This is a genomic window from Lichenicoccus sp., from assembly GCF_965276875.1.
In the GTDB taxonomy this organism is placed as follows: Bacteria; Pseudomonadota; Alphaproteobacteria; order Acetobacterales; family Acetobacteraceae; genus Lichenicoccus.
The window spans coordinates 1,051,662-1,071,279 of the sequence record NZ_OZ255701.1 but is presented as its reverse complement, the minus strand read 5'-3'; the positions used below and the strand labels follow the sequence as shown (position 1 = coordinate 1,071,279).

The 19,618-nt window shown below is 66.7% G+C and carries 21 protein-coding genes; 9 read left to right on the top strand and 12 right to left on the bottom strand.

From position 1 onward, the window contains the following. Positions 1 to 59 precede the first annotated feature (59 nt). The 3 genes from gloB (at position 60) to phaR (ending at position 2,210) form a co-directional block, all read left to right on the top strand. On the top strand, positions 60 to 797 hold the full coding sequence (gloB, locus tag ACQY4K_RS05330) for a hydroxyacylglutathione hydrolase (protein WP_428394079.1): 738 nt from the start codon (positions 60 to 62) through the stop codon (positions 795 to 797). After that, the gene (locus tag ACQY4K_RS05325) at positions 794 to 1,387 is read left to right on the top strand and encodes a glutathione S-transferase N-terminal domain-containing protein (protein ID WP_428394078.1); all 594 of its coding nucleotides are present in this window, start codon (positions 794 to 796) and stop codon (positions 1,385 to 1,387) included. The genes gloB and ACQY4K_RS05325 overlap by 4 nt, the downstream gene beginning before the upstream one ends. Positions 1,388 to 1,565: 178 nt before the next feature. After that, a complete protein-coding gene (gene phaR / locus ACQY4K_RS05320) occupies positions 1,566 to 2,210 on the top strand; it encodes a polyhydroxyalkanoate synthesis repressor PhaR (RefSeq protein ID WP_428394076.1) in 645 nt (214 codons plus the stop codon). A 9-nt stretch (positions 2,211 to 2,219) separates the two neighbouring features. Here the strand turns inward: phaR and glgA are convergent, their stop codons facing one another. The 7 genes from glgA to ACQY4K_RS05285 all read right to left on the bottom strand — a co-directional run bounded on the left by glgA (position 2,220) and on the right by ACQY4K_RS05285 (position 9,153). After that, the gene (glgA, locus tag ACQY4K_RS05315) at positions 2,220 to 3,440 is read right to left on the bottom strand and encodes a glycogen synthase (RefSeq protein ID WP_428394074.1); all 1,221 of its coding nucleotides are present in this window, start codon (positions 3,438 to 3,440) and stop codon (positions 2,220 to 2,222) included. Between the two features lie 10 nt (positions 3,441 to 3,450). After that, positions 3,451 to 4,719, bottom strand: a complete 1,269-nt coding sequence (glgC, locus tag ACQY4K_RS05310) for a glucose-1-phosphate adenylyltransferase (protein WP_428394072.1) — start codon at positions 4,717 to 4,719, stop codon at positions 3,451 to 3,453. A gap of 118 nt (positions 4,720 to 4,837) precedes the next feature. Next, positions 4,838 to 5,854 carry a DUF2125 domain-containing protein gene (locus tag ACQY4K_RS05305; protein ID WP_428394070.1) on the bottom strand — a complete coding sequence of 339 codons (1,017 nt, stop codon included), beginning with the start codon at positions 5,852 to 5,854 and terminating at the stop codon, positions 4,838 to 4,840. 290 nt (positions 5,855 to 6,144) lie between these two features. After that, entirely contained in the window at positions 6,145 to 6,927 is a 783-nt protein-coding gene (locus tag ACQY4K_RS05300; RefSeq protein ID WP_428394068.1) for a lysophospholipid acyltransferase family protein, read from the bottom strand. Then, the gene (locus ACQY4K_RS05295) at positions 6,924 to 7,526 is read right to left on the bottom strand and encodes a YdcF family protein (protein ID WP_428394066.1); all 603 of its coding nucleotides are present in this window, start codon (positions 7,524 to 7,526) and stop codon (positions 6,924 to 6,926) included. The genes ACQY4K_RS05300 and ACQY4K_RS05295 overlap by 4 nt, the downstream gene beginning before the upstream one ends. Beyond that, positions 7,523 to 8,434: a cell division protein FtsX gene (locus ACQY4K_RS05290; protein WP_428395981.1), complete on the bottom strand. Its 912-nt coding sequence runs from the start codon at positions 8,432 to 8,434 to the stop codon at positions 7,523 to 7,525. Before ACQY4K_RS05290 ends, ACQY4K_RS05295 begins: the two co-directional genes overlap by 4 nt. Positions 8,435 to 8,478: 44 nt before the next feature. After that, positions 8,479 to 9,153 carry a cell division ATP-binding protein FtsE gene (locus ACQY4K_RS05285; RefSeq protein ID WP_428394064.1) on the bottom strand — a complete coding sequence of 225 codons (675 nt, stop codon included), beginning with the start codon at positions 9,151 to 9,153 and terminating at the stop codon, positions 8,479 to 8,481. Between the two features lie 60 nt (positions 9,154 to 9,213). Between ACQY4K_RS05285 and ACQY4K_RS05280 the strand changes: the two genes are divergently transcribed. Together ACQY4K_RS05280 and ACQY4K_RS05275 are read left to right on the top strand one after the other, a co-directional pair. After that, positions 9,214 to 9,618, top strand: coding sequence for a zinc-ribbon domain-containing protein (locus ACQY4K_RS05280; protein ID WP_428394062.1), 405 nt, complete (start codon positions 9,214 to 9,216; stop codon positions 9,616 to 9,618). A 75-nt stretch (positions 9,619 to 9,693) separates the two neighbouring features. Next, a complete protein-coding gene (locus ACQY4K_RS05275) occupies positions 9,694 to 10,560 on the top strand; it encodes a hypothetical protein (protein ID WP_428394060.1) in 867 nt (288 codons plus the stop codon). A gap of 6 nt (positions 10,561 to 10,566) precedes the next feature. Here the strand turns inward: ACQY4K_RS05275 and ACQY4K_RS05270 are convergent, their stop codons facing one another. After that, a complete protein-coding gene (locus tag ACQY4K_RS05270; RefSeq protein WP_428394059.1) occupies positions 10,567 to 12,210 on the bottom strand; it encodes a Na+/H+ antiporter in 1,644 nt (547 codons plus the stop codon). A 54-nt stretch (positions 12,211 to 12,264) separates the two neighbouring features. On the opposite strand from ACQY4K_RS05270, the gene cysS reads away from it, so the two are divergent. Then, positions 12,265 to 13,602, top strand: a complete 1,338-nt coding sequence (gene cysS / locus ACQY4K_RS05265; RefSeq protein ID WP_428394057.1) for a cysteine--tRNA ligase — start codon at positions 12,265 to 12,267, stop codon at positions 13,600 to 13,602. Then, the gene (locus ACQY4K_RS05260; protein WP_428394056.1) at positions 13,599 to 14,369 is read left to right on the top strand and encodes an RNA methyltransferase; all 771 of its coding nucleotides are present in this window, start codon (positions 13,599 to 13,601) and stop codon (positions 14,367 to 14,369) included. Before cysS ends, ACQY4K_RS05260 begins: the two co-directional genes overlap by 4 nt. Here the strand turns inward: ACQY4K_RS05260 and ACQY4K_RS05255 are convergent. The 3 genes from ACQY4K_RS05255 to ACQY4K_RS05245 form a co-directional block, all read right to left on the bottom strand. Beyond that, positions 14,366 to 15,280 carry an ATP-grasp fold amidoligase family protein gene (locus ACQY4K_RS05255; protein WP_428394054.1) on the bottom strand — a complete coding sequence of 305 codons (915 nt, stop codon included), beginning with the start codon at positions 15,278 to 15,280 and terminating at the stop codon, positions 14,366 to 14,368. The genes ACQY4K_RS05260 and ACQY4K_RS05255 overlap by 4 nt on opposite strands. Before the next feature lie 119 nt (positions 15,281 to 15,399). Then, the gene (locus tag ACQY4K_RS05250; RefSeq protein WP_428394052.1) at positions 15,400 to 15,813 is read right to left on the bottom strand and encodes a DUF4870 family protein; all 414 of its coding nucleotides are present in this window, start codon (positions 15,811 to 15,813) and stop codon (positions 15,400 to 15,402) included. A 130-nt stretch (positions 15,814 to 15,943) separates the two neighbouring features. Next, entirely contained in the window at positions 15,944 to 16,822 is an 879-nt protein-coding gene (locus tag ACQY4K_RS05245; RefSeq protein ID WP_428394050.1) for an aldose 1-epimerase family protein, read from the bottom strand. Between the two features lie 122 nt (positions 16,823 to 16,944). Here ACQY4K_RS05245 and ACQY4K_RS05240 point away from each other — a divergent pair, with 122 nt between their 5' ends. Further along, entirely contained in the window at positions 16,945 to 17,130 is a 186-nt protein-coding gene (locus tag ACQY4K_RS05240) for an entericidin (RefSeq protein WP_428394048.1), read from the top strand. After that, on the top strand, positions 17,130 to 17,279 hold the full coding sequence (locus ACQY4K_RS05235) for a DUF2256 domain-containing protein (protein ID WP_428394046.1): 150 nt from the start codon (positions 17,130 to 17,132) through the stop codon (positions 17,277 to 17,279). Before ACQY4K_RS05240 ends, ACQY4K_RS05235 begins: the two co-directional genes overlap by 1 nt. Here ACQY4K_RS05235 and ACQY4K_RS05230 read toward each other — a convergent pair. Next, the gene (locus tag ACQY4K_RS05230) at positions 17,263 to 19,587 is read right to left on the bottom strand and encodes a TonB-dependent receptor (protein WP_428394044.1); all 2,325 of its coding nucleotides are present in this window, start codon (positions 19,585 to 19,587) and stop codon (positions 17,263 to 17,265) included. The two genes, ACQY4K_RS05235 and ACQY4K_RS05230, sit on opposite strands and share 17 nt — an antisense overlap. Between the last annotated feature and the right edge of the window lie 31 nt (positions 19,588 to 19,618).

The window sequence follows — 19,618 nt, the reverse complement described above, 5'->3', positions numbered from 1 at the left end:
TTCCTGCTGGACATGGTGCGGCCCACCACCGTGGCGGGACCTCGCCACAGGAGTTTGCAATGACACTCTCGATCAACCCCATTCCAATCCTGTCCGACAACTATGCCTGGCTGCTCAGGGACAGCGACTCCGGCGCCATGGCCATCGTCGACCCGGCCGACGAAGCACCGGTCATGGCCGCAATCGAGGCTGAAGCCGGCTCGGGCGGCCGCCTGGCACTGATCCTGCTCACGCACCACCATGCCGACCACATCGCCGCCGCCGACGCCGTTCGCGCCCGCACCGGGGCGCGCATCGTGGGAGCCGCCGCCGACCAGCACCGACTGCCGCGCCTCGACCAGGCGGTGCGCGAGGGTGACGTCGTCAGCCTCGGCGGCTCTCGCGCCAACGTGATCGAGACATCGGGTCACACACGCGGCCATATCTCGTTTTTCTTTGCGCAAACCCCCGCTTTATTCTGCGGCGACACTTTGTTCAGCCTCGGTTGCGGCCGTCTCCTCGAAGGCAGTGCACAGGAGATGCATGACAGCCTCGTCCGCATCAGCGGCCTGCCCGACGATACCCTGATCTGTTGCGGCCATGAATATACCCAGGCCAATGCGCGTTTCGCGCTTGCAGCACTGCCGCATAATCAGGCACTAGCGGCGCAGGCGCGCCAGATCGATCAGCAGCGCGCCGAGGGGCTGCCGACTGTCCCGGCGCGGCTCGGCGCCGAGCGGAGCACCAACCCATTTTTGTTGGCGCCCAGTCTCGATGAGTTCACCCGGCTACGTTCGTGGAAGGACGGTTTTCGGTGAGGCTGTTTTACTCGAAGGCCAGTCCGTTCGCGCGCAAGGTGCGCGCCAGCGCCATCCTGCTCGGCCTCGACCGCCAAATCGAGCTGGTCGAGACAAATCCCTTCGCCGATCCTACGTCGTTGCTCGAAGCCAACCCGCTCGGCCTGATCCCGACCCTGGTAACCGAAGACGGCAGCAGCTTCTTCGACAGCCGGGTCATTTGCGAATATCTCAACGACGTTGCAACCGGCCTGCCGATCATCCCGCCGGCGGGTGCCACACGCTGGATGGCACTCCGACTGCAGGGCCTCGGCGACGGGCTCATGGATGCCGCCGTGCTGCGTCGCAAGCTCGCAGCACTCACCGATAGCGCCGACCAGCCTTTGGCGCAGCGTCAGAAGGCCGTCATCGCGCGCACGCTCGACGCGCTCGAGACACAACCGCTAACGCAGCACGTCGATATTGGCCATATCGCCGTCGCCTGCGCGCTGGGCTATCTCGATTTTCGCTTCCCGGACGAGCCATGGCGGCCATCCCGTCCGGCACTCGCCGCATGGTTCGTGGCGGCACAGGCCGAGCATTACCTCCAGGCGACGCGACCGGAGATCTAGTGCACCTAGAGGCTCACAGGCTGCGTTTCGCGCATGGTTGTGGTTACGAATCCGCTTTTGTATCCGCAGCTTCTGGTGGTAATACAAGGTTTGTGATGCACGCGGCCGTGCCAGCCTCCCGATGCTTAGGGCAGCTAGCCTTCCTGGTCGTTCATCCAGCCCGGATCGGAGACATATCTTGCCGGAAGACGATCGTCCGCCTGCCCCAATTGTCGTTAAGAAGTACGCGAACCGGCGGCTCTACGATACTGAAAGCTCGATCTACATCACGCTCGACACGCTGGCCGAGATGGTCCGTCAGGAGCGTGATTTCGTCGTGTACGATGCCAAGACCGGTGACGACATCACCCGTTCGGTCCTGACCCAGATCATCATGGAAGAGGAAACCCAGGGTCGCAACATGCTGCCGACGGCATTCCTGCGCAAATTGATCGGCTTCTACGGCGACAGCATGCAGGGCCTCGTTCCGGAGTATCTGGAGCGCATGATGGATCAGTTCTCCGCTCAACAGCGTCAGCTCCGCGCCTCGGTCCAGCGGAGCTTCCAGCACATGTTACCGCCAGAAGCCGGTCGGCAGAACTTGGCGATGATAGAACGTCCCATGACCATGTTCACGCCGTTCTACGATCCTGGCGCCTCTCTCAATGAGCCGGCGTGCCAGCCGGCCCCTGACAGACATTGTGAGATCGAGGAAATCGCAGCCCTCCGTCAGGAAGTCGCCCGCCTGCGCCAGGATCTCGCGCGTGCCAACGCCGTGCTCTCAAACAGCGATCTCGACGAGCCTCTGACTGTCGGTGCGGCGATCGGCCCACTTCGCCACTGACCTATCGGTTCAGCTCGGCGTCAGCAGAGTTCGGTATAGACCCAGCGTCGTCTGCGCGATCGCCTCCCAACTGAACTGCTCAATCACGCGCCTGCGCCCGGCAATGCCAAGGCGGTGGCGCAAACCCGGATCTCGGGCGAGGCGGTTGATCGCCGCCGCCAGCGCCGACGAGAACGCCACCGAGTCCGCTGGCTCGAACGTCCCCGGGGTCAGTCCAGGATCCACAAGCAAGCCGGTCTCCTCAGGAATCACCACCTCTGGGATGCCGCCAATGCTTGATGCAACCACCGCCGTCTCGCAGGCCATCGCCTCAAGATTGATGATGCCGAACGGCTCATAGACGGACGGGCAGCAGAAGATCTCGGCGCGTGTGTAGAGCTGGATCACGTCCGCCCGCGGCAGCATCTCGCGTATCCAAATCACCCCCGGGCGTCCCGCCGCGACCCGGGCCACGCCCTGCTCCATCTCCTCGCCGATCTCCCTGGTGTCAGGGGCGCCCGCGCACAGCACGACCTGCAGCTGGGGATCGATGTCGGGAATGGCATTGACCAGATGGATGATCCCCTTCTGCCGAGTAATTCGCCCGACGAACAGCATGAACGGCCGGTTCGGGTCGATGCCATGTCTGCTGAGCACGTCCGCACCGGCGACAGGGCGATATTCCTCCGGGTCGATCCCGTTATGGATGACGTGAACACGCTTCGGATCAACCGCGAACAGCCGCAGCACATCCTCACGGGTCTCGCGCGAGACGGCAATGATGGCACTCGCCTGCTCGATCGCGGTGCGCTCCATCCAGGCGCTGAGATGGTAGCCGCGGCCAAGCTGCTCCACCTTCCAGGGCCGCAGCGGTTCCAGCGAGTGGATGGTCAGCACGCTGGGGATGCCCCAGAGCTGTCCCGCGATGATCCCGCTTATGTCGGTGTACCAGGTGTGGCAATGTACCAGGTCGGCGTCCAGCGTGTCCTTGGCCATGGCCAGCGATCGGGCGAACGCATCGATGGCGCCGACGAAGCGCGGATCGGTGCCGCGCCTGGTCTCCTCCCATTGCGGATAGCCGCGCACCCGTAAGCCCGGATCGTCGCTGCTCTGAGCACCAAAACAGCGCACCTCCACCGCCACATGCCTGGACAGCGCGCGCGCGAGATATTCGACATGCACGCCAGCCCCGCCATAGATGTTCGGCGGGTATTCCTTGCTGAACAGCGCGACCTTCCTGAGCGTGGTCACAGCGGAGCCCTTAATTCGAGAGCTTGTCGATCATCGGCTGAGTAATCAGGCAGACGCCGGTATCGGTGCGGCGAAAGCGCGCGGCGTCGAGTTCCGGGTCCTCGCCGACCACCAGCCCGTCAGGGATCCGCACGCCGCCATCGACCACCACCTTCGTCAATCGTGCGTGCCTCCCGACCCGGGAATAGGGCAGGATGACGGAGCAATCGACCGACCCGTAGGAGTGCAGGTGCACACCGGTGAACAGCAGCGAGCGGTTGACGCTGCTGCCGCTGATGATGCAGCCGCCGGAAATCAGGCTGTCGGTCGCCTTGCCGCGTCGTTCTTCGTCGTTATGGACGAACTTCGCCGGTGGCGTGATCTCCCCGTAGGTCCAGATCGGCCAGTCGCGGTCATACAGGTCGAGCCCTGGTACCGGGTCGGTGAGGTCGATATTGGCCTCCCAATAGGCATCGACGGTGCCGACGTCGCGCCAGTAGATCTCCGCGTCATGCGCCGAGCGCACGCAGGAGTGGCGGAACCGGTGTGCCACCGCCTGGCCGTGACGGACGATGTAGGGGATGATGTTCCTGCCGAAATCGTGGCTGCTGTCGGGGTCGGCGGCGTCGCGCTTGAGCTGGTCGAGCAGGAAGCCGGTCTCGAACACGTAGATGCCCATGCTGGCCAAAGCGTGCTCCGGATCGCCGGGAATGGACGGTGGATCGGCCGGCTTCTCCAGGAACGAGGAAATCCGGTCCTCCTCGTCGACATGGATGACGCCGAACGCCACCGCCTGCATACGGGGCACCGAGATGCAGCCCACCGTCACGTCCGCACCGGTCTGCACGTGCTGCTGCAGCATGACCTCGTAGTCCTGCTTGTAGACATGGTCACCGGCGAGCAACACGATGTAGCGCGGCCCGTAGCTCTCGATGATGTCGATGTTCTGGTACACCGCGTCGGCGGTGCCGGCATACCAGGCGTGCTCGGAGACCCGCTGGCTGGCCGGCAGGATGTCGAAACTCTCGTTGCGCTCCGGACGAAAGAAGTTCCAGCCGCGCTGCATGTGACGGATCAGGCTATGTGCCTTGTACTGGGTGGCAACCCCGATATGGCGGATGCCGGAATTCAGCGCGTTGCTCAGCGCGAAATCGATGATCCGGGACTTGCCGCCGAAATAGACCGCGGGCTTGGCGCGCCGGTCGGTCATCTCCATCAGCCTGCTGCCGCGTCCGCCGGCCAGCACATAGGCCATTGAATGCCGCGCGAGAGGCGCGTTCGCCTGTATCGGATTGATCATCGGCTATCCTCCCGGAGGGTCTCTGACGGACCAGCTTGGTCCCCGAGGATAGAAGCGAAGGATCCGCAATGCTAGTTGCAGGCCGAATGCGGCGGCCATCCGGTTATAACGCCGCCAATCAGTGTTGTTGCCGCGGCGCCGGCTCCGGCGAGGGGAGGCGCAGCAGCGGAATGCGGCCGAGTGACAGCACGCCGTCATGCAGACCGAGTGGCAGATCAAGCGGCGGCAACACCACTGGACCGGTCGCAACGCCGCCGGCGCTGGTAATCAAGGCAAGCACCGCCCGCGCCGTCGATGCAGCCCGAGGCGTAAGGATGCCGGCGGTCGCCGCCATCGAAAGCAAGGCGTCCGCACCGACGATATGCACCGAGAATGCGCCATTGCCGCCGCGCGGCAGCGTGGCGGCGCCGCTGAGAATGACCTGCGCATCCTTCCAGCGTAGTGCCGCCTCCTGCAGCAACAGCCGCCCGTCGCCGCTGAGCGATGCCGCGAGTGTCACACCTGGCACAACCTGGCTGGTCGCCGTACCCGCGTCGCGGGGCAGCCCGATCGCGTCCACGGCAAGCCTGACCGCCTGCGCGTCGGCGGTCCAACGCACGCTGCCCGCCAGGCTGGCCGCGGTCAGCACGTCGTCCGGCCCGGCGCCGGCACGAGCCACGTGCAGCGCCCGCGCATCGAATGTCGCCACATGGCTTTGGTGCGACCAGGCCGGCAGATGCAGCGCAATCTCGCCCCCCCAGAACCGCACACGCGGCAGGTCGCCGCGATCCCCGAACGACAGCGTCTGGGTGCCGTGCGCCAGCACGGTCATGCGGCGCGGATGCGCGAGCGACAGCGAGACGATCAGGCGCTCGCCCGACCACGTGATCGTCGTTGGCAGCAAAGCGGGTGCGCCGCGCAGCCGTACGAGAGGCAGGTCCAGGGTCGCGGCCCAGGGCCAGCCGCCACGTCCGCCCTGCGCGATCTCAAGCCGCCAGCCGTGACTGGCCGCGGTATCGCGCAGGGCCTCCAGCCGCTGCGACAGCATACGTTGCATCCGCAGCCAGAGCAGGCTGTCCGCTGCCAGCAGCAGGCCCGCCAGAACCAGGGCGCCCCAAAGCCGCCCCCCCGCCTTGCCCCGACGTCCCGTGTTCACGCCAAAGTCCCGAGAACCCTCTGAGCCACCACGCTTTTCGCACGCCTGGCGGCGGCACGCCGGATTTCATCCACATAATCGCAGTGTGCCGGCGCCGCGCTCGAACGACGGCGGCGATCGCTGCGCGCGCGGCACCTCGGCATCATGCCAACCCCGCGGGCTGCGGCAAAACCGCTTCTGTGGTCTGGCAAGTTACGGTCCGGTCGCGGACGCCTGGTGACACCGAGGGCGTCAGGCTCGACCACGCCGACCCGCCCGGCACCAGCCATGACAGGTACTTGCCACCTTTTTCACACCTGCCGCGACATGCTGCCCACAGACTTATCCACAGGACTGTCCCGTCCCGCGCTACAGACCGCCGCCGCGAAGTGCACCTCCTCGCTGGCCCAGGTGCTGCGGATCGCCTCGAGCAAGGCCGCCCGCGGCCGCCCGCGCAACTGCTCCGGGCAAATGGCCGGACCGATGGCGATATGGATCGTGCCAGGCCGCTTGACGAAGGCGCGACGCGACCAGCAGCGGCCGGAATCCGTCGTCACCGGCACCACCGGCAGCCGGGTATGCGCGGCCAGCGCCGCCACGCCGGGCTGCAGCGCCACCGACTCTCCCGCGGCGACGCGCGTACCCTCGGGGAAGATCACGATCTGCCGTCCTTCCGCTACCGCCGCGTCGGCATGCCGCAACAAGGCCCGCAGCGCCTTCGCCCCCGCCTGCCGGTCGACCGGGATCATCCCGGCCAGCAGCAGCATCGGCCCGACCAGGGGAAGCCGGGTCAGCTCGCGCTTCATCACATAGGCGGGCCGCCGCACCAGCGTCAGCCAGACCAGCGTATCGAAGGCAGACTGGTGCTGCGAGGCGATCAGCACCGGCCCCTCCGGCAGATGCTCGACGCCGGTTAGGGCGATGCGTATGCCGCAGATTACGCGCAGCCCGTGTAAGGTGAGTCGGCACCAGAGGCCGGCATAGGCAAGCGCATGTTCCCTGGCGAACCACCGGATCCAAAACGCGCCCAATCCCATGGCCACGGTCAGCAGGCAGAAATACAGGTTGAACAGGCCGGCGCGCACCAGCGTCATGCGATCTCCCTCAGATGCGCCACCCCGGTCAGGCCGGAGGCGACCAGCAGCCACTTGTCATACTCACTCAGCAGCAAGCGCAGGACGCCCAACGATCCAGCCAACGAGTGCCGCGTTCGCAAGCCGGGCGGCAGCACCCGATAGGGCAACAGGGTGGCGTTCGGCAACGCCGCTTCGATGTCATCCAGCGCGCGCGGCATATGATAGCCGGCGGTGACCACGATCAGCCGGTGCAGCCCATTGGCGCGCGCCCAATCCGCCGTCTCCACGGCGTTGCCGAGCGTGCTGGTGGCGGCGTGCCCGAGCATGATCCGCGACCGCAGGTCGGAGCCCGGCGCCACTGCTACGTCTGAGGCACGCAACAGCCCGGCGAGTTCGAGGTTCGGCTCGACCCCGGAGATTAGCAGCAGCCGGGCCCGGTTCGCCTCCAGCAGGGCGATCGCCGCCGCGATCCGACCGGCGCCTCCGGTCAGCACCACGATCCCGTCGCCGCGCGGCGGTGGTCCCGGCGGCTGCAGCGCGCGCCAGGCGAACAGCGCGAACCCGCTGCCCCAGGCGAGGCAAGCCGCCAGCATCAGCGCGCCACACCAGCGCCTCACGGCAGCCGCCGCAACCAGACACGCACCGTGCCCTGCGCGGTAAGCCAGCCGATCACTCCGGCCGCCAGCGGCAGCACCGGCAGCGCCGCAAGCAGCGGCCAAGGCAGCATGTCAGGAAGCAGGCTCTCCAACACGGCCCAACTGTCCGCGGCCGTGGCAGCACTGGCCAAGGTAGCATCGGCCAGGGTGGTGACCCGTCCGGCGGCAAAGGGTGCTGCCAGGTGCGACAGACCGCCCAGCAGCGGCAACGCCAGCAGCGTTCCCGCCACCGCGCCGACCAAGGCGAGCCAGCCCGCGCGGCGCGCGAACCGCCCGGCGATATAGCCGTCGCTGGCGCCCAGCCCATGCACGATCTCTATGGCATCGCGACGCGTGGCAATCCCGGCCCGCGTCGCCAGCGCCACAACGCCGCCGGCAACCACAGTCACCGTCAGCAGCGCCAGCCCGGCACAGGCCTGTAGGCTGGTCGCCAGTGCCAGCAGCCGGTCGCTCCAGGGTGCGCTGTCCTCGACGATCACCCCCGGTGCCGCGTCCTCGAGTTGGCGCGCCAACAGGCCGGGCACGTGCATGCCGGAGCCGAGCCGCACCTCGACCACCCCCGGCAACGGCAGCGACGGCATCTCCCCGCCGCCCAGCCAGGGCCGCAGCAGACGGCGCAGCTCCGCTTCATCTAAACGCCGCACGTCCTCCAGCCCGGGTGTCGTGCCAAGCCGCGCCATCACCGCCTCGATCCGCGGCAGGCCGCCGCCGCTCGGCGCACCGGGGTCAGGCACCTGCACCGTCACCAGCGCCGCAGCACCGCTGCTCCAGCGCCGTGCCAGCAGGTGCGTGCCGATGGCGCCGGCGATGGCCAAAGCTGCCAGGAAGGCCATTGCCGCGACCAGCGCCGGCAGCATGCGTTCCGGCATCGCCCGACGCAGCTGCAGACCGTCCGTGGCGGCATCGCGCCGGCTCAAGCAGCGGGCTCCGCCAGCAGACGGCCGCGCTCGAGTCGCAGCGCGGGTGCCGGAAAGCGCTGCACAAGCTGCTCGTTATGGGTGGCGACGATCACCGTCGAGCCGAGCTGGTTCAGCTCGCGCAGCAGCTCCAGCAGCCGCATCGCCTGCGCCGCGTCGAGCGAGCCGGTCGGCTCGTCGGCGAGCAGCAGCGGCGGCCGCAGCACCACCGCGCGCGCGATCGCCACCCGCTGCTGCTCGCCGCCGGAGAGCTCGCGGGGCCGCACCTGAAGCTTGCGGCCAAGACCCAGCCAGCCGAGCATGTCGCTCGCCTCCGCCGCCACCCGCGTCTCGCTCAGGCCCGCGAGACGCATCGGCAGCGCGACATTGTCGAACACGCTGAGATCCGCGAGCAGGCGGAAATCCTGGTGCACCACGCCCATGCGCCGCCGCAGCCGGGCACGCTCGCGCCGACGCTTCGGATGCACCACCGCGCCGAACAGCTCGAGCCGTCCGCCCGATGGCCGGGCCGCAAGCTGCAGCACCCGCAACAGGCTCGACTTGCCAGCACCCGACGGCCCCAGCAGCCAGCGAAACCCGCCCTGCGGCACCGAAAAACTGATGTCGCGCAGCACGACCGGTGATAATGATGCAATTCCGATACGAAGTTGTATGTCCATAAGCCGGATCATGGCCCTGTCCCGTCTCGCATCGCGCAGATCTGACCGCATCCTACAGGAGGTCCGGCCAGGATGCGGATAAACTGTCCCGGCTGTGCCGCGACCTACGAGGTGCCCGACGCCCAGCTCGGCGCCGCCCGTGGCCTTCGCTGCGCCCGCTGCGATCGTCAATGGCGGGCTGCCGGCTGTGCCCCCGTTGTTGGTGCCGAGCCGCCGGAGATCGCGGTGGTGCGGGCGGCGAGCACGCTGCTGCGGCAGTCCGCGATGCGCGCGGCGGCACCGCCCCCACCCCCACCTGCGGCCACGGCCCGGCGCCTGCCCGTATGGGGCATCGGCTGGGCCGCGAGCCTGCTCCTGCTGCTCGGCATGATCGGCGGTGTCACGCACTGGCGCCGACCGATCATGCACGCCTGGCCACCCTCGATGCGCCTGTATGCGGCAATCGGCGCGCCGCAGTCCCCCAATCAGGCAAGGTAGAGCCTGCGGCCCCTTGGAACGGCGTCGCCGCGGGCCCATTCTCCCCCGGTCGATCAACGGGGAGTTCGCAAGGCCATGCAAGCCGGTTCGGAGGCGCACAAGACCCTCTTCTGCCGCCACTTCATCGAGACCCATCTGAGTTTCGACCCGGAGACGCTGCCCTGGCCGGACCTGACCGACGCCGAGCTCGCCCGGCTGCGCGGAGTCCCGTTCTGGCAGGAGGTGTACCACACCGAACGTCGCGCCGGCGCCATTGTCGATGCCTTCACTCCGCAGGTCACTGACCCGATCGTACGCGAGGCGGTGGCGCTGCAAGGGATCGAGGAGGCCCGCCACGCCAAGCTGATCCGGGTGATGATCGACCGCTACGGCATCGACGCGCATGAGCAGCCGATGGAGACGTTCCCCGCTGATCTGGAAACCGCCTTCATCGATTTCGGCTTCGGCGAGTGCCTCGACGCCTTTCTTGGCTTCGGCGCCTTCAAGACCGCGCGCGAATCCGAGTTCCTGCCGGCGGCGATGTTCGACATCTTCGACACCCTGATGGGCGAGGAGACACGACATATCGTGTTCTTCATCAACTATATGGCCTGGCGCGAGCGTAAGCGCGGCCTGGGCGGCGCACGTCGCGCGATGAAGTCCCTGCGGTTCTATTCGCGTGCGGGCAAGCGGCTGCTCGGCATGGTCCAGCGCGGCCAAAAGCAGAATGACGGCCGCAACTTCGCCGTCACCCAGGCCAACATGTTCCTCGACGGCTTTTCGTTCCAGGGTTTCGTCGAGGATTGCGTGCGCGAGAATTCGCGACGCATGGGTGCGTTCGATCCGGCGCTGATGCAGCCGCGCCTGCTGCCCTCGATGGCATCGCTGGCGCTGAGCGGCATGCGTGTGTGGGACCGGGCGCGGCCGCATTTGCGCAAGCAGGCCGCGCAAGCAGCGCACTGACGGGGTTCACAGCTTTGCCAGCGCCTCGGCGGAGCCGAGCAGGGCGGCCTCCTCCATGTCGAGCTCATGCTGCAGCCGCCGCGACCCCTCGTCGTCTATGCGCTCCGCCCGCAACAGCCTGCTCAGCTCCGCCCGCTGCGCGCGCAGGGCACGCAGGCGCAGTGCCGTCTCTCGCCGATGCAGGTTGATCGCCCGGGCTCGCTTGTCGTTCGCCTCATCGGCCTCCAGGCGCTCAAGCCGGCGCTGATGCTCGCCACCGACCGTATCCGCGACCAGGGCGGCGGCGTCGTCATCAGTGGCGACCCGGTCGCGGAACTGGCCTGTCACCTCCAGTGCCGCCCGCGCCATGGCGATGCGGGCCGCCGCGATCTCCTGCTCAAGCGTATCCGGCTCCGGCAACGCGAGATTGCGCACCAGCAGCGGCAGCAGCATGGCCGCCAGCAGCATCGAGCAGATGATCACCCCGGCCGCGATGGCGATCAGCAGATCGCGATGCGGAAAGCCGCGCGTGTCCTGGCTCGCCGCCGGCAGCGACAGCACCGCCGCCAGCGTGATCGCGCCGCGCACGCCAGCGACCGCGATCGCCAGGCTGCCGCGCCATGACGGCTGCACGGCCTGCCGCCGACGCAGCCTGGCATGCGTCCAGCGCACCGCGAGCGACAGCCTAAGCCAGACCAGCCGCAGCGCGATCAGCGCCAGGGTAGTCAGCAGCACCGTTACCGGCAGCTGCCAGGCCGGCAGCCTGTCGGCTCGCGCCAGGTCCATCGCGCGCGCGACGATCTGCGGCAGCTGCAGCCCGAGAAGCAGGAAAATGACGCCGTTGAACAGGAAGCCGATCATCGACCAGACGACCTGATGGTTCAGCCGCAATTGTGCGAATCCGCCGCCGCCACCGGCCCGGTTGAGCGTAATCCCGGCAGCCACCGCGGCCAGGATCCCCGACCCGCCGAGCCGCTCGGCGCCGAGGTACGCGGCGAACGGCAACATGGCGACCAGGGTGACGTGCGCCGCCGGCGCGTCGGGTGCGCGACGCGCCAGGATGCTCGTCAACCGGCTTGCCAGCCATCCCACAACGATCCCCACCCCCACCCCGCCGGCCACCATCCCCAAAAAGGTGCCGGAAGCGCCGAGCAGCGAAAAGCCGCCACTCATCGTGGCAAGGGCCGCAAACCTGAAGCAGACCAGTCCCGAGGCATCGTTGAGCAGCGCCTCGCCCGAGAGGATATGCAGAAAGCGTCGCGGCGCCCGGCTGCCCTCAAGGATCGAGCCCACTGCCACCGCGTCGGTGGGCGACAGCACGGCGGCCAGCGCGAAGCATGCCGCGAGCGGCACACCGGGTTCCAGCCAATGGATGAACCAACCGCCGGCAAGCGTGCTGAACAGCACCAGCCCGAGCGCCAGGGCAAGGATGACACCGCGCAGCCTGCGAAACGCACGCATCGGCATCACGTAGGCGTCGGCGAACAGCAGCGGCGGGATGAACAGCAGCATGAACACATCCGGCTCGAGCCGAAGCGGCAGGCCGGCGAGGTCGATCAGCACGCCCATGGCAATCTGCAGCAGCGGCAGCGGCACGCGGATCGCACGGGTGATCAGGCTGCTCAGCGCGGTGGCCGACAGCAGCAGGAGTATGACCAGGGCAACATGCATGCAGCACAGGTTAATGCACTTGCGCGGTTGCGCCGAGCACCGCAGAACCTCGCAATGCCCGACCTTGTGCTCCACGACAGCTTCACACGCGGCAAGCGGGTATTCACGCCGCTCGATCCCCTGCACGTGCGGCTGTATTTCTGTGGGCCGACCGTCTACGGCCGCGCCCATATCGGCAATCTGCGCGCAATGCTCGCCGCCGACGTGCTGGTGCGGCTGCTGCGCACGCTCTATCCGCGCGTCACCTACGTTCGCAACATTACAGACATCGACGACAAGATCAACGCACGCGCCGCCGAACTCGCCATACCGATCGGCGACCTCACGACCGCCACCACAGCCGAGTTCCACGCCGATCTCGCCGCCGCCGGCATGCTGCCGCCCGATATCGAGCCACGCGCCACGCAGCATATCGGTGAGATGATTGCACTCATCACCCGCCTGCTGGACTCAGGTCATGCTTACACCACCTCCGGACACGTGCTGTTCGCGGTCGCGCACTTCGCCGACTACGGCCGTCTCTCGGGGCGCGATCCGGACGAGCTGCTCGCCGGCGGCCGCATAGACGTCGCACCCTACAAGCGCGACCCCGGCGATTTCGTGCTGTGGAAACCCTCCGACGATACGCTCCCCGGCTGGGACAGCCCATGGGGCCGCGGCCGGCCGGGCTGGCACCTCGAATGCTCGGCGATGGCGCATCGCTACCTTGGCGAGAGCTTCGACATCCATGGCGGCGGCACCGACCTGCTGTTCCCGCACCACGAGAACGAGCGCGCGCAAAGCCTGTGCGCCTGGCCCGGCAGCGCCTTTGCGCAATACTGGCTGCATAACGCCATGCTGCTGGTCGAGGGCGAGAAGATGTCCAAGAGCCTGGGCAATATCCTCACCATCGGCGAAATCCTGACCCAGGCGCCAGCGGAGGCGCTACGGCTGCTGCTGCTCGGCACGCACTACCGCTCGGTGCTGAACTTCACCCAGGCCGGACTCATCGATGCCAAGCAGACCCTCGATCGCTTCTACCGCGCCCTAACACATGCCCCAGCCCCAACCACGCCGGCACCGGCCTTCCTCGCCGCCCTGTGCGACGACCTGAATACCCCACGCGCAATCTCGGTGCTGCACGCCCTCGCCGACGCGGCCCTCGCCGGCGACACCAGCGCCGCGGGCGCGCTGCGTGCCTCGGCGGCCATGCTCGGACTGCTGCAAGAAGATCCCGCAACCTGGTTCCACGGGAGTGCGGACTCCGCGCGGATCGAGGCCCTGATCGCCGAACGTCTCGCCGCCCGCAAGGCCCGCGACTTCGCCCAAAGCGACGCGATCCGCGCGGCACTCGCAGCAGAAGGCATCGTCCTTGAGGACAACGCCACCGGCACCACCTGGCGCCGCCAGTGACCGGCCGCGACGGCGGAGCGCCGCTCGTGCCAATCGACCCGAGCCCAATCGTGATCCTGGTGCGGCCGCAACTCGCCGAGAACATCGGCGCCTGCGCGCGCGCGATGGCCAATGGCGGGCTTTTCCATCTGCGCCTGGTCGCACCGCGCGACGGCTGGCCGCAGGAACGGGCCTGGCGATCCGCGTCAGGCGCCGACCGCATCCTCGATGCAGCGCAGATCCATCCCGACCTGGCCGGCGCCACCGCCGACCTGCATCGTGTGTTCGCAACCTGTCCGCGGCCGCGCCAGGTCATCAAGCCGGTGCTCACCGCGCGTGGCGCCAGCGCCGAGCTGCACGCAATCCTGCGCCGCGGTCTGCGTTGCGGCCTGCTGTTCGGACCCGAGCGGGCAGGGCTGGACAGCGAGGACATGGCCCGCGCCGACGCACTGATCCGCTACCCGCTCAACCCCGAATTCAGCTCGCTCAACCTCGCCCAGGCCGTGATGATCATGGCCTACGAATGGTGGCTGACCACGGACGAGACCCCGCCGCATACCTTGATGACCAATGCCACCGAGGTCGCCGACAAGGCCGAACTCGACAACTTCCTCAGCCACCTGATCCGCGAACTCGACGCCTGCGGCTTTCTGCGCAACGCCCCCAAGCGCCCCGGCATGGTCCGCAACCTGCGCCACTTCTTCGCCCGCGGCGAGGTCACGCAGCAGGAGTTGCGCACGCTGCACGGGGTGGTGACGGAACTGGCATCCGGACGCGGCACGCGCTAACGGTGGCGGGTCTTCGGCAGCTCCCACATGTCGCCGACGATCCGATCGTACTCGGGCGGCACGAAGGCGATGCACGCGCTACCCTGATAGTGCGTGAGCTCACCAAAATAGGCAACGCCGCCGATGGCGTAAAGGTCGACACGGACATAGTCGAAGGGGGCGCCGAGACATTCGGCGATGCGTATGAGTTCGGCGATGTTCGGCGGCGGCGTCCAGTCGTGATCCGGCGGCAGGAAATGCGTGAACGGCAACCGCTGCATCGCGGTGCCGAAATAGGCCGAGCGATGATCGTCGAAGCGGCCGCTATGCACCTCAAACATCCGCATTCTGCCGCCGAACACGTGGAGCTTGATATCGGCCGGAACGTCGCCGGCTTCATCGACCAGCAGCGTCTCGGCCAATAGCCGGTGCGGCACGCTGCGGTAGCCCCATTCCCCAGTCTCGGCATCATGACTGGTCCGCAGCCATTGATCGGCGGTTGCCAAGGCCGACGCGCGGTCCACCGTCCGCTTGTCGCGCACGAGCAGGTTCATGTTCCAGCCATGGCTCGCCTTCAGTACAAAGGACGACGGCAGCGCGTCCCACGGGATATCCGCGGCGTAGTCCCAAACCCCGAGTAGCGGCACGAGCACCTCTTGCCCAAGCCGCGCGGCGACCCAGTTACGCACCGCGATCTTGTCGGTGGTGAGAGGGATCAGCGGATTGCGGTCATGCAGCATCCGCCAGGCGATCTTTTCGTTGAAAGTCCTCGGATTGCGCAAATTTGGGCGGTAGCCGAGTGCCTGGTGCATGCGGGCAAGCAGGCGCCGGCGCGTTTGTAGCCGTTGCAACCGCGGCACTCTCGCCACCGTCCAATCCAGCGCCTGGCGGAGCGCCGGGTGCCGCGTGCTGGTCACTGACCGCTTGCTCATCCAGACGCCTCAAAGCTATCCGTGTAGGATAACGGCGCTGTGAGGCTCGCGGGTTCACGGCGTGACGTCACGTTTTTGCTACGCCGCGTCGAGCATCCAATCCGCGGGTTGCTACCCGGTCAACGGATCGGCTCGTCGCGGCCCAGGCGTTGCAGGCCCTTGACGATCGCCCAGATGGTCCAGACCAGCCACCAGGCGGCGAGCCCCCACGGGATGATCAGGAACACCAGCCCGACACCGAAGGTGAGGAAGCCGAGCCCAACGACGAGGGCGTGCAGCACGACGATGCCGATGCCGTAGGCGATACAGTGCCAGAAGATGCGGATCTGCCAGTCCAGGTGCGAGCGCACCAGCCAGGACGCGTGGCCGCGCTTCATGTAGGCCAGCACCACGCCGATGAACGGGGTGATGCCGGTGAAGAAGCCGGCGATGTAGAGGGCGTAGTTGATGTTGGCGATGCCGCGGCCACCGTCGCTTGGTGCAGCAAACGGCTGCAGGTCGGTCCGGAAGGGTTCGTATGGGCGGTAGGCCATGCGCGGGGCTCCTCGGTCGGGCCTAGTCGGAAGGTTGATAGTGGGGATGGAGCAAGCGTCGTGCCAGAATCCGTGGGCCGGTCTTCCGCCGGTTTTGCCGAGGCATTGGCAAATTTCCCCAATTGTTGGCTCAGGCGATGGATTCGACGGTGACGCTCCAGGAGGAGTGGCGTGACGCGCCGGGCGGGATCCGCATCAGATGCGGCTTGTCGCGGAATTCGCCGGCAAAGCCGCGCGGGCTGGCGAGGCCCGACCACGGCTCGATGCAGAGGAAGCCGGCACCCGGCTTGCTCCACAGGCCGAGCTGGTGAAAGCCGCTCCAGGCGATCCGCAGTCCCGGGCCGCCGGCGACGCCGTAGCGCAGCGACCTGCTGGCCGGCGCCTCCAGGATCAGTGCATCGTTGGTGAACAGCGCGTCGTCGAGTGCCAGTGTGCGGCCGCGGATCGGGCTGGGCTCGGTGTCTGGCCGGAGCAATCCGTCCTCGACCCGCCGGACCGGCGCCGGCTCGGGCTGCTCGAAAATGATGGCATGGGCCTGTCGCGGCAGACCCGCGGTAAGCGGCCAGAGGAAGGCCGGATGCGCGCCCAACGAGGCGGGCAGGAGTGTCGTGGACGGGTTGGAGACGGTGTAGCCGACGGTCAATGTCGGACCTTCGATGCGGTAGTCGATCTCAAGTTCGAAGGCGAACGGATAGATCGCGCGGCTCTGCGCGTCGTCGTCAAGGCGCAAGCGGCAGGCATCGCGCTCGCGGCTGACGAAATCAAACCTCCTGTCGCGGGCAAAGCCGTGCTGGGTCATGCGCGTGGGCACGCCCTCATGGATCAGCGTGTCCTCCGCCAACCGGCCTACGATCGGGAACAGCACCGGGGCATGCCGGGGCCACGCTGGTCCGGCCTGCCATAGCAGTTCGGCGCCGGCCGCGGTGCGTATGGAATGCAGCTCCGCCCCGTGCGCCGAGATCGTCGCGGTCAGCGCCTCGCCGATACGGTGCGTCTCGTCCTCGGTCATACAACGCGGCCCCCGTCTGTCGCGCGATCATAGGGGACTGGACACAACCGGCAATCGCAACTTCAATCGCGCGCGGACGTTACAGGTCCGAGTCTTTCATCCGCCTTTGGAGCACGCATACGATGTCGCGCAGCACCACTTCCTTGTTGACCATGGCCGCCCTGCTTGCCGCCGGCCTGGGCCTCTCCGCCTGCAACACCATCGCCGGTGCCGGCAAGGATGCCAGCGCGGTCGGCCATGACGTCACCCGCGGCGCCAACGCCAGCGGCAATGCGATCGACAACAAGACCGGCGCCTCGAAGAACTGATGCGCCGCAAGGCGGACCTCCCGACCAAGATCTGCGTGCAATGCGGCCGACCATTCGCCTGGCGACGCAAATGGGCGAAGGTCTGGCAGGAGGTCCGCTATTGCTCCGAAGCCTGCAGCCGGGCGGCGGCACTTAAAAGGCGGTCTTGACCGTAGCGATCGCGGCAAACCCTTCGCCGATGAAGTAGGTCGGCGGCGCCCCGGCAATCGTGGTGCCATATCTGCCGATCGTGGGCTTGGCGTTGGTCGTGACCGTCGAGATGCCTGACAGAAAGTGATTGTTGGTCAGGTTGATCAGGTTGAGCTGCACCGTCGGCGATTTCGCAAACCCGATATCGCGTAAGCGCAGGCCGACGTCGGCGTCCATTTCGTAGAACGCCGGCAACACCTCGTCATTCATGAAGGTGGCATACTCCCGGCCGACATAGCGGTTGCTGAAATTGGCGAAAAAGCGGCCGTCGTCATAATCGATCGCGGCCGAGAACACCCATTTCGGGCTATGCACCGCCTCCTTCCCGGCGGTTGGGAGATAGTCGCCGCCTGCGGCGATGTTGTTGTCGATCGTCGTGTGCAGATACTGGCCGGAGAGATACGGCCTGAAATGATGGAACGGACGGGTGCCGATTTCGGCGTCGATACCGTCCGAGGTCTGGCCGCCGCCGTTGATGTCGGTAGAGATCGCGCCATTGGTGCCAGCGACCACGCTGGCGATCTGCCGGTTGGTGAAGTTGTAATGAAAATAGGTCGCCGAGCCGACGAACAGGTCGCCCTGATAACGGTAGCCGAGTTCCTCGGAGATCGAGTACTCGTCCTTGACGTTGCTGCCGCCAAGAAACGTCGTGGAGCCGTCTACAGAGGAGTAGGTGTTATACAGCGTGGTGTTGACCGGCGAGCGGGCGTTCGTCGTCACACTGGCGAACACCTGGCTGTTCGCGTCAATCAAGTAGCGCGCCGAGATCGCGGGCAGCGGTTGGGCGTCGTTGAGGACGGACTTATATTGCGGGCCGGGCAGCATGTTGGTGCCGTCACGGTTGATGATAGACTCCTTGAAGCCGACCTGCAGCGAGAGCCGGTCAGCCAGCAGGCTGATGGTGTCGCCGACGAACAATGCATTGACCGCGGTCTTGGTATCGATGTCCTGGCCGAGCAGCCGCAATCCGCCGGCCGTCTTGATGTTGCCGTTGAGGCCATAGACGCTGGTCGGCTCGCCGGCATAGCTGACCGGGCTGTAGGGTTCGGTGTCGTAATCATTGGAATAGTCGTACCACCAGCCGCCGAAGAAGGTGTTGGCTCCGAGATGGTAGTATGATTTGAGCGTGAAGCCGCTGCGCAACTGCCGGTCCTGAAAGGCGAGGATGGCTTGCTCTGAATTCGCGGCCCCAGGCAATGGGAATTGCAGGTTGATCGGCGCGGTGACGAGTTGCGCGCCCTGGTAGTTGCCGGAGTTGAAGAACGGCACACCGATGATGGCGTTGCCCTGGCCCCACCACATGTAGGGGATGAAATTGAGGCTCAATCGATCGGTCAGCGTGAAGTGCGACGGCCCGCTCATCTCGAAATTGGCGTAGGGATTGCGATTGAGCTTGTAGAAGTTGCTGTCGCCCGGCGTGTAGGTGCCGTCAAAGTTCAACGAATCGCCGAACTGCGCGTACTGCGCGAGCGTCGGCGTGGTGTAGCTGTTCTGTACCGATTCCTGATAGGCGCCGACGAGGGCAATCCGGTTGCCCTGTCCCCATTGCTCCACGCCCTTGAAATCGAGATGGTTCTTCTCATCGGTGCCGCTGCCGCGCCAGGCAACGTCATGCTGGTGCGAATACGAGACGAAGAACTTGAAGCCGCTATTGCCGATCAGGCCGCTATCGAGCCGGATGAATTCGCGGTTGTATTTGTAGGTGCCGTAGCCGTAATCGGCGAGGCCGCCAAAGCGGTCGGTCGGATCTCGATCATGGAAGGTGAACAGCCCGCCGGAGCCGTTGATCGTCGGCGTATCGATGTTCGAGGAGCCCTGTTGCAGGCTCAACTCGTCGAGGTTCTCGTTGTCGGCGAACTCGGACGGGTAGGTGGTGTAGAGACCGATATCGGCGATCGGCGAGCCCTCCCAGATGAAGGCCATCTCCGTCTGGTCGAGCCCGCGCATGCTCAGAGCGCCCCCCGAGATACCCCAGGGATCCACCTCCGAGACCACAACCCCGGGCAACAACTGCACCAGAATGAACGGGCTCTGTGCCGGCGCCTGCTTTTGGATGTAGTCGTTGCTGACCGTGCTCCGCGATTTCGGCGCCGTCTCCTTTTTGATCAGGCCGCCGCCGGGCTGCAGCCCGGTGACCCCGTCCGCGCTCTTATGGCCCTTGCTCGCCTCCACGACGATGTTTTGCGCGCCCTTGGCCGTAGGTGCCGGCGCCGCGGCCAGCGTCGAGAGAGCGGAGCCGGCGAGAAGGGCTGCCGTGCGTGGCGTCATGGCTGTTGGCTCCAGGTTCGATGCGGTTGCC

Coding starts and splice junctions, on each gene's coding strand:
- gloB (WP_428394079.1), top strand. CDS start 60: ATGACACTCTCGATCAACCCCATTCCAATCCTGTCCGACAACTATGCC.
- glgC (WP_428394072.1), bottom strand. CDS start 4,719: ATGATCAATCCGATACAGGCGAACGCGCCTCTCGCGCGGCATTCAATG.
- ACQY4K_RS05300 (WP_428394068.1), bottom strand. CDS start 6,927: ATGACGCTGGTGCGCGCCGGCCTGTTCAACCTGTATTTCTGCCTGCTG.
- ACQY4K_RS05290 (WP_428395981.1), bottom strand. CDS start 8,434: ATGCCGGAACGCATGCTGCCGGCGCTGGTCGCGGCAATGGCCTTCCTG.
- ACQY4K_RS05285 (WP_428394064.1), bottom strand. CDS start 9,153: ATGATCCGGCTTATGGACATACAACTTCGTATCGGAATTGCATCATTA.
- ACQY4K_RS05280 (WP_428394062.1), top strand. CDS start 9,214: ATGCGGATAAACTGTCCCGGCTGTGCCGCGACCTACGAGGTGCCCGAC.
- ACQY4K_RS05275 (WP_428394060.1), top strand. CDS start 9,694: ATGCAAGCCGGTTCGGAGGCGCACAAGACCCTCTTCTGCCGCCACTTC.
- ACQY4K_RS05270 (WP_428394059.1), bottom strand. CDS start 12,210: ATGCATGTTGCCCTGGTCATACTCCTGCTGCTGTCGGCCACCGCGCTG.
- cysS (WP_428394057.1), top strand. CDS start 12,265: ATGCCCGACCTTGTGCTCCACGACAGCTTCACACGCGGCAAGCGGGTA.
- ACQY4K_RS05255 (WP_428394054.1), bottom strand. CDS start 15,280: ATGAGCAAGCGGTCAGTGACCAGCACGCGGCACCCGGCGCTCCGCCAG.
- ACQY4K_RS05250 (WP_428394052.1), bottom strand. CDS start 15,813: ATGGCCTACCGCCCATACGAACCCTTCCGGACCGACCTGCAGCCGTTT.
- ACQY4K_RS05245 (WP_428394050.1), bottom strand. CDS start 16,822: ATGACCGAGGACGAGACGCACCGTATCGGCGAGGCGCTGACCGCGACG.
- ACQY4K_RS05240 (WP_428394048.1), top strand. CDS start 16,945: ATGTCGCGCAGCACCACTTCCTTGTTGACCATGGCCGCCCTGCTTGCC.
- ACQY4K_RS05235 (WP_428394046.1), top strand. CDS start 17,130: ATGCGCCGCAAGGCGGACCTCCCGACCAAGATCTGCGTGCAATGCGGC.
- ACQY4K_RS05230 (WP_428394044.1), bottom strand. CDS start 19,587: ATGACGCCACGCACGGCAGCCCTTCTCGCCGGCTCCGCTCTCTCGACG.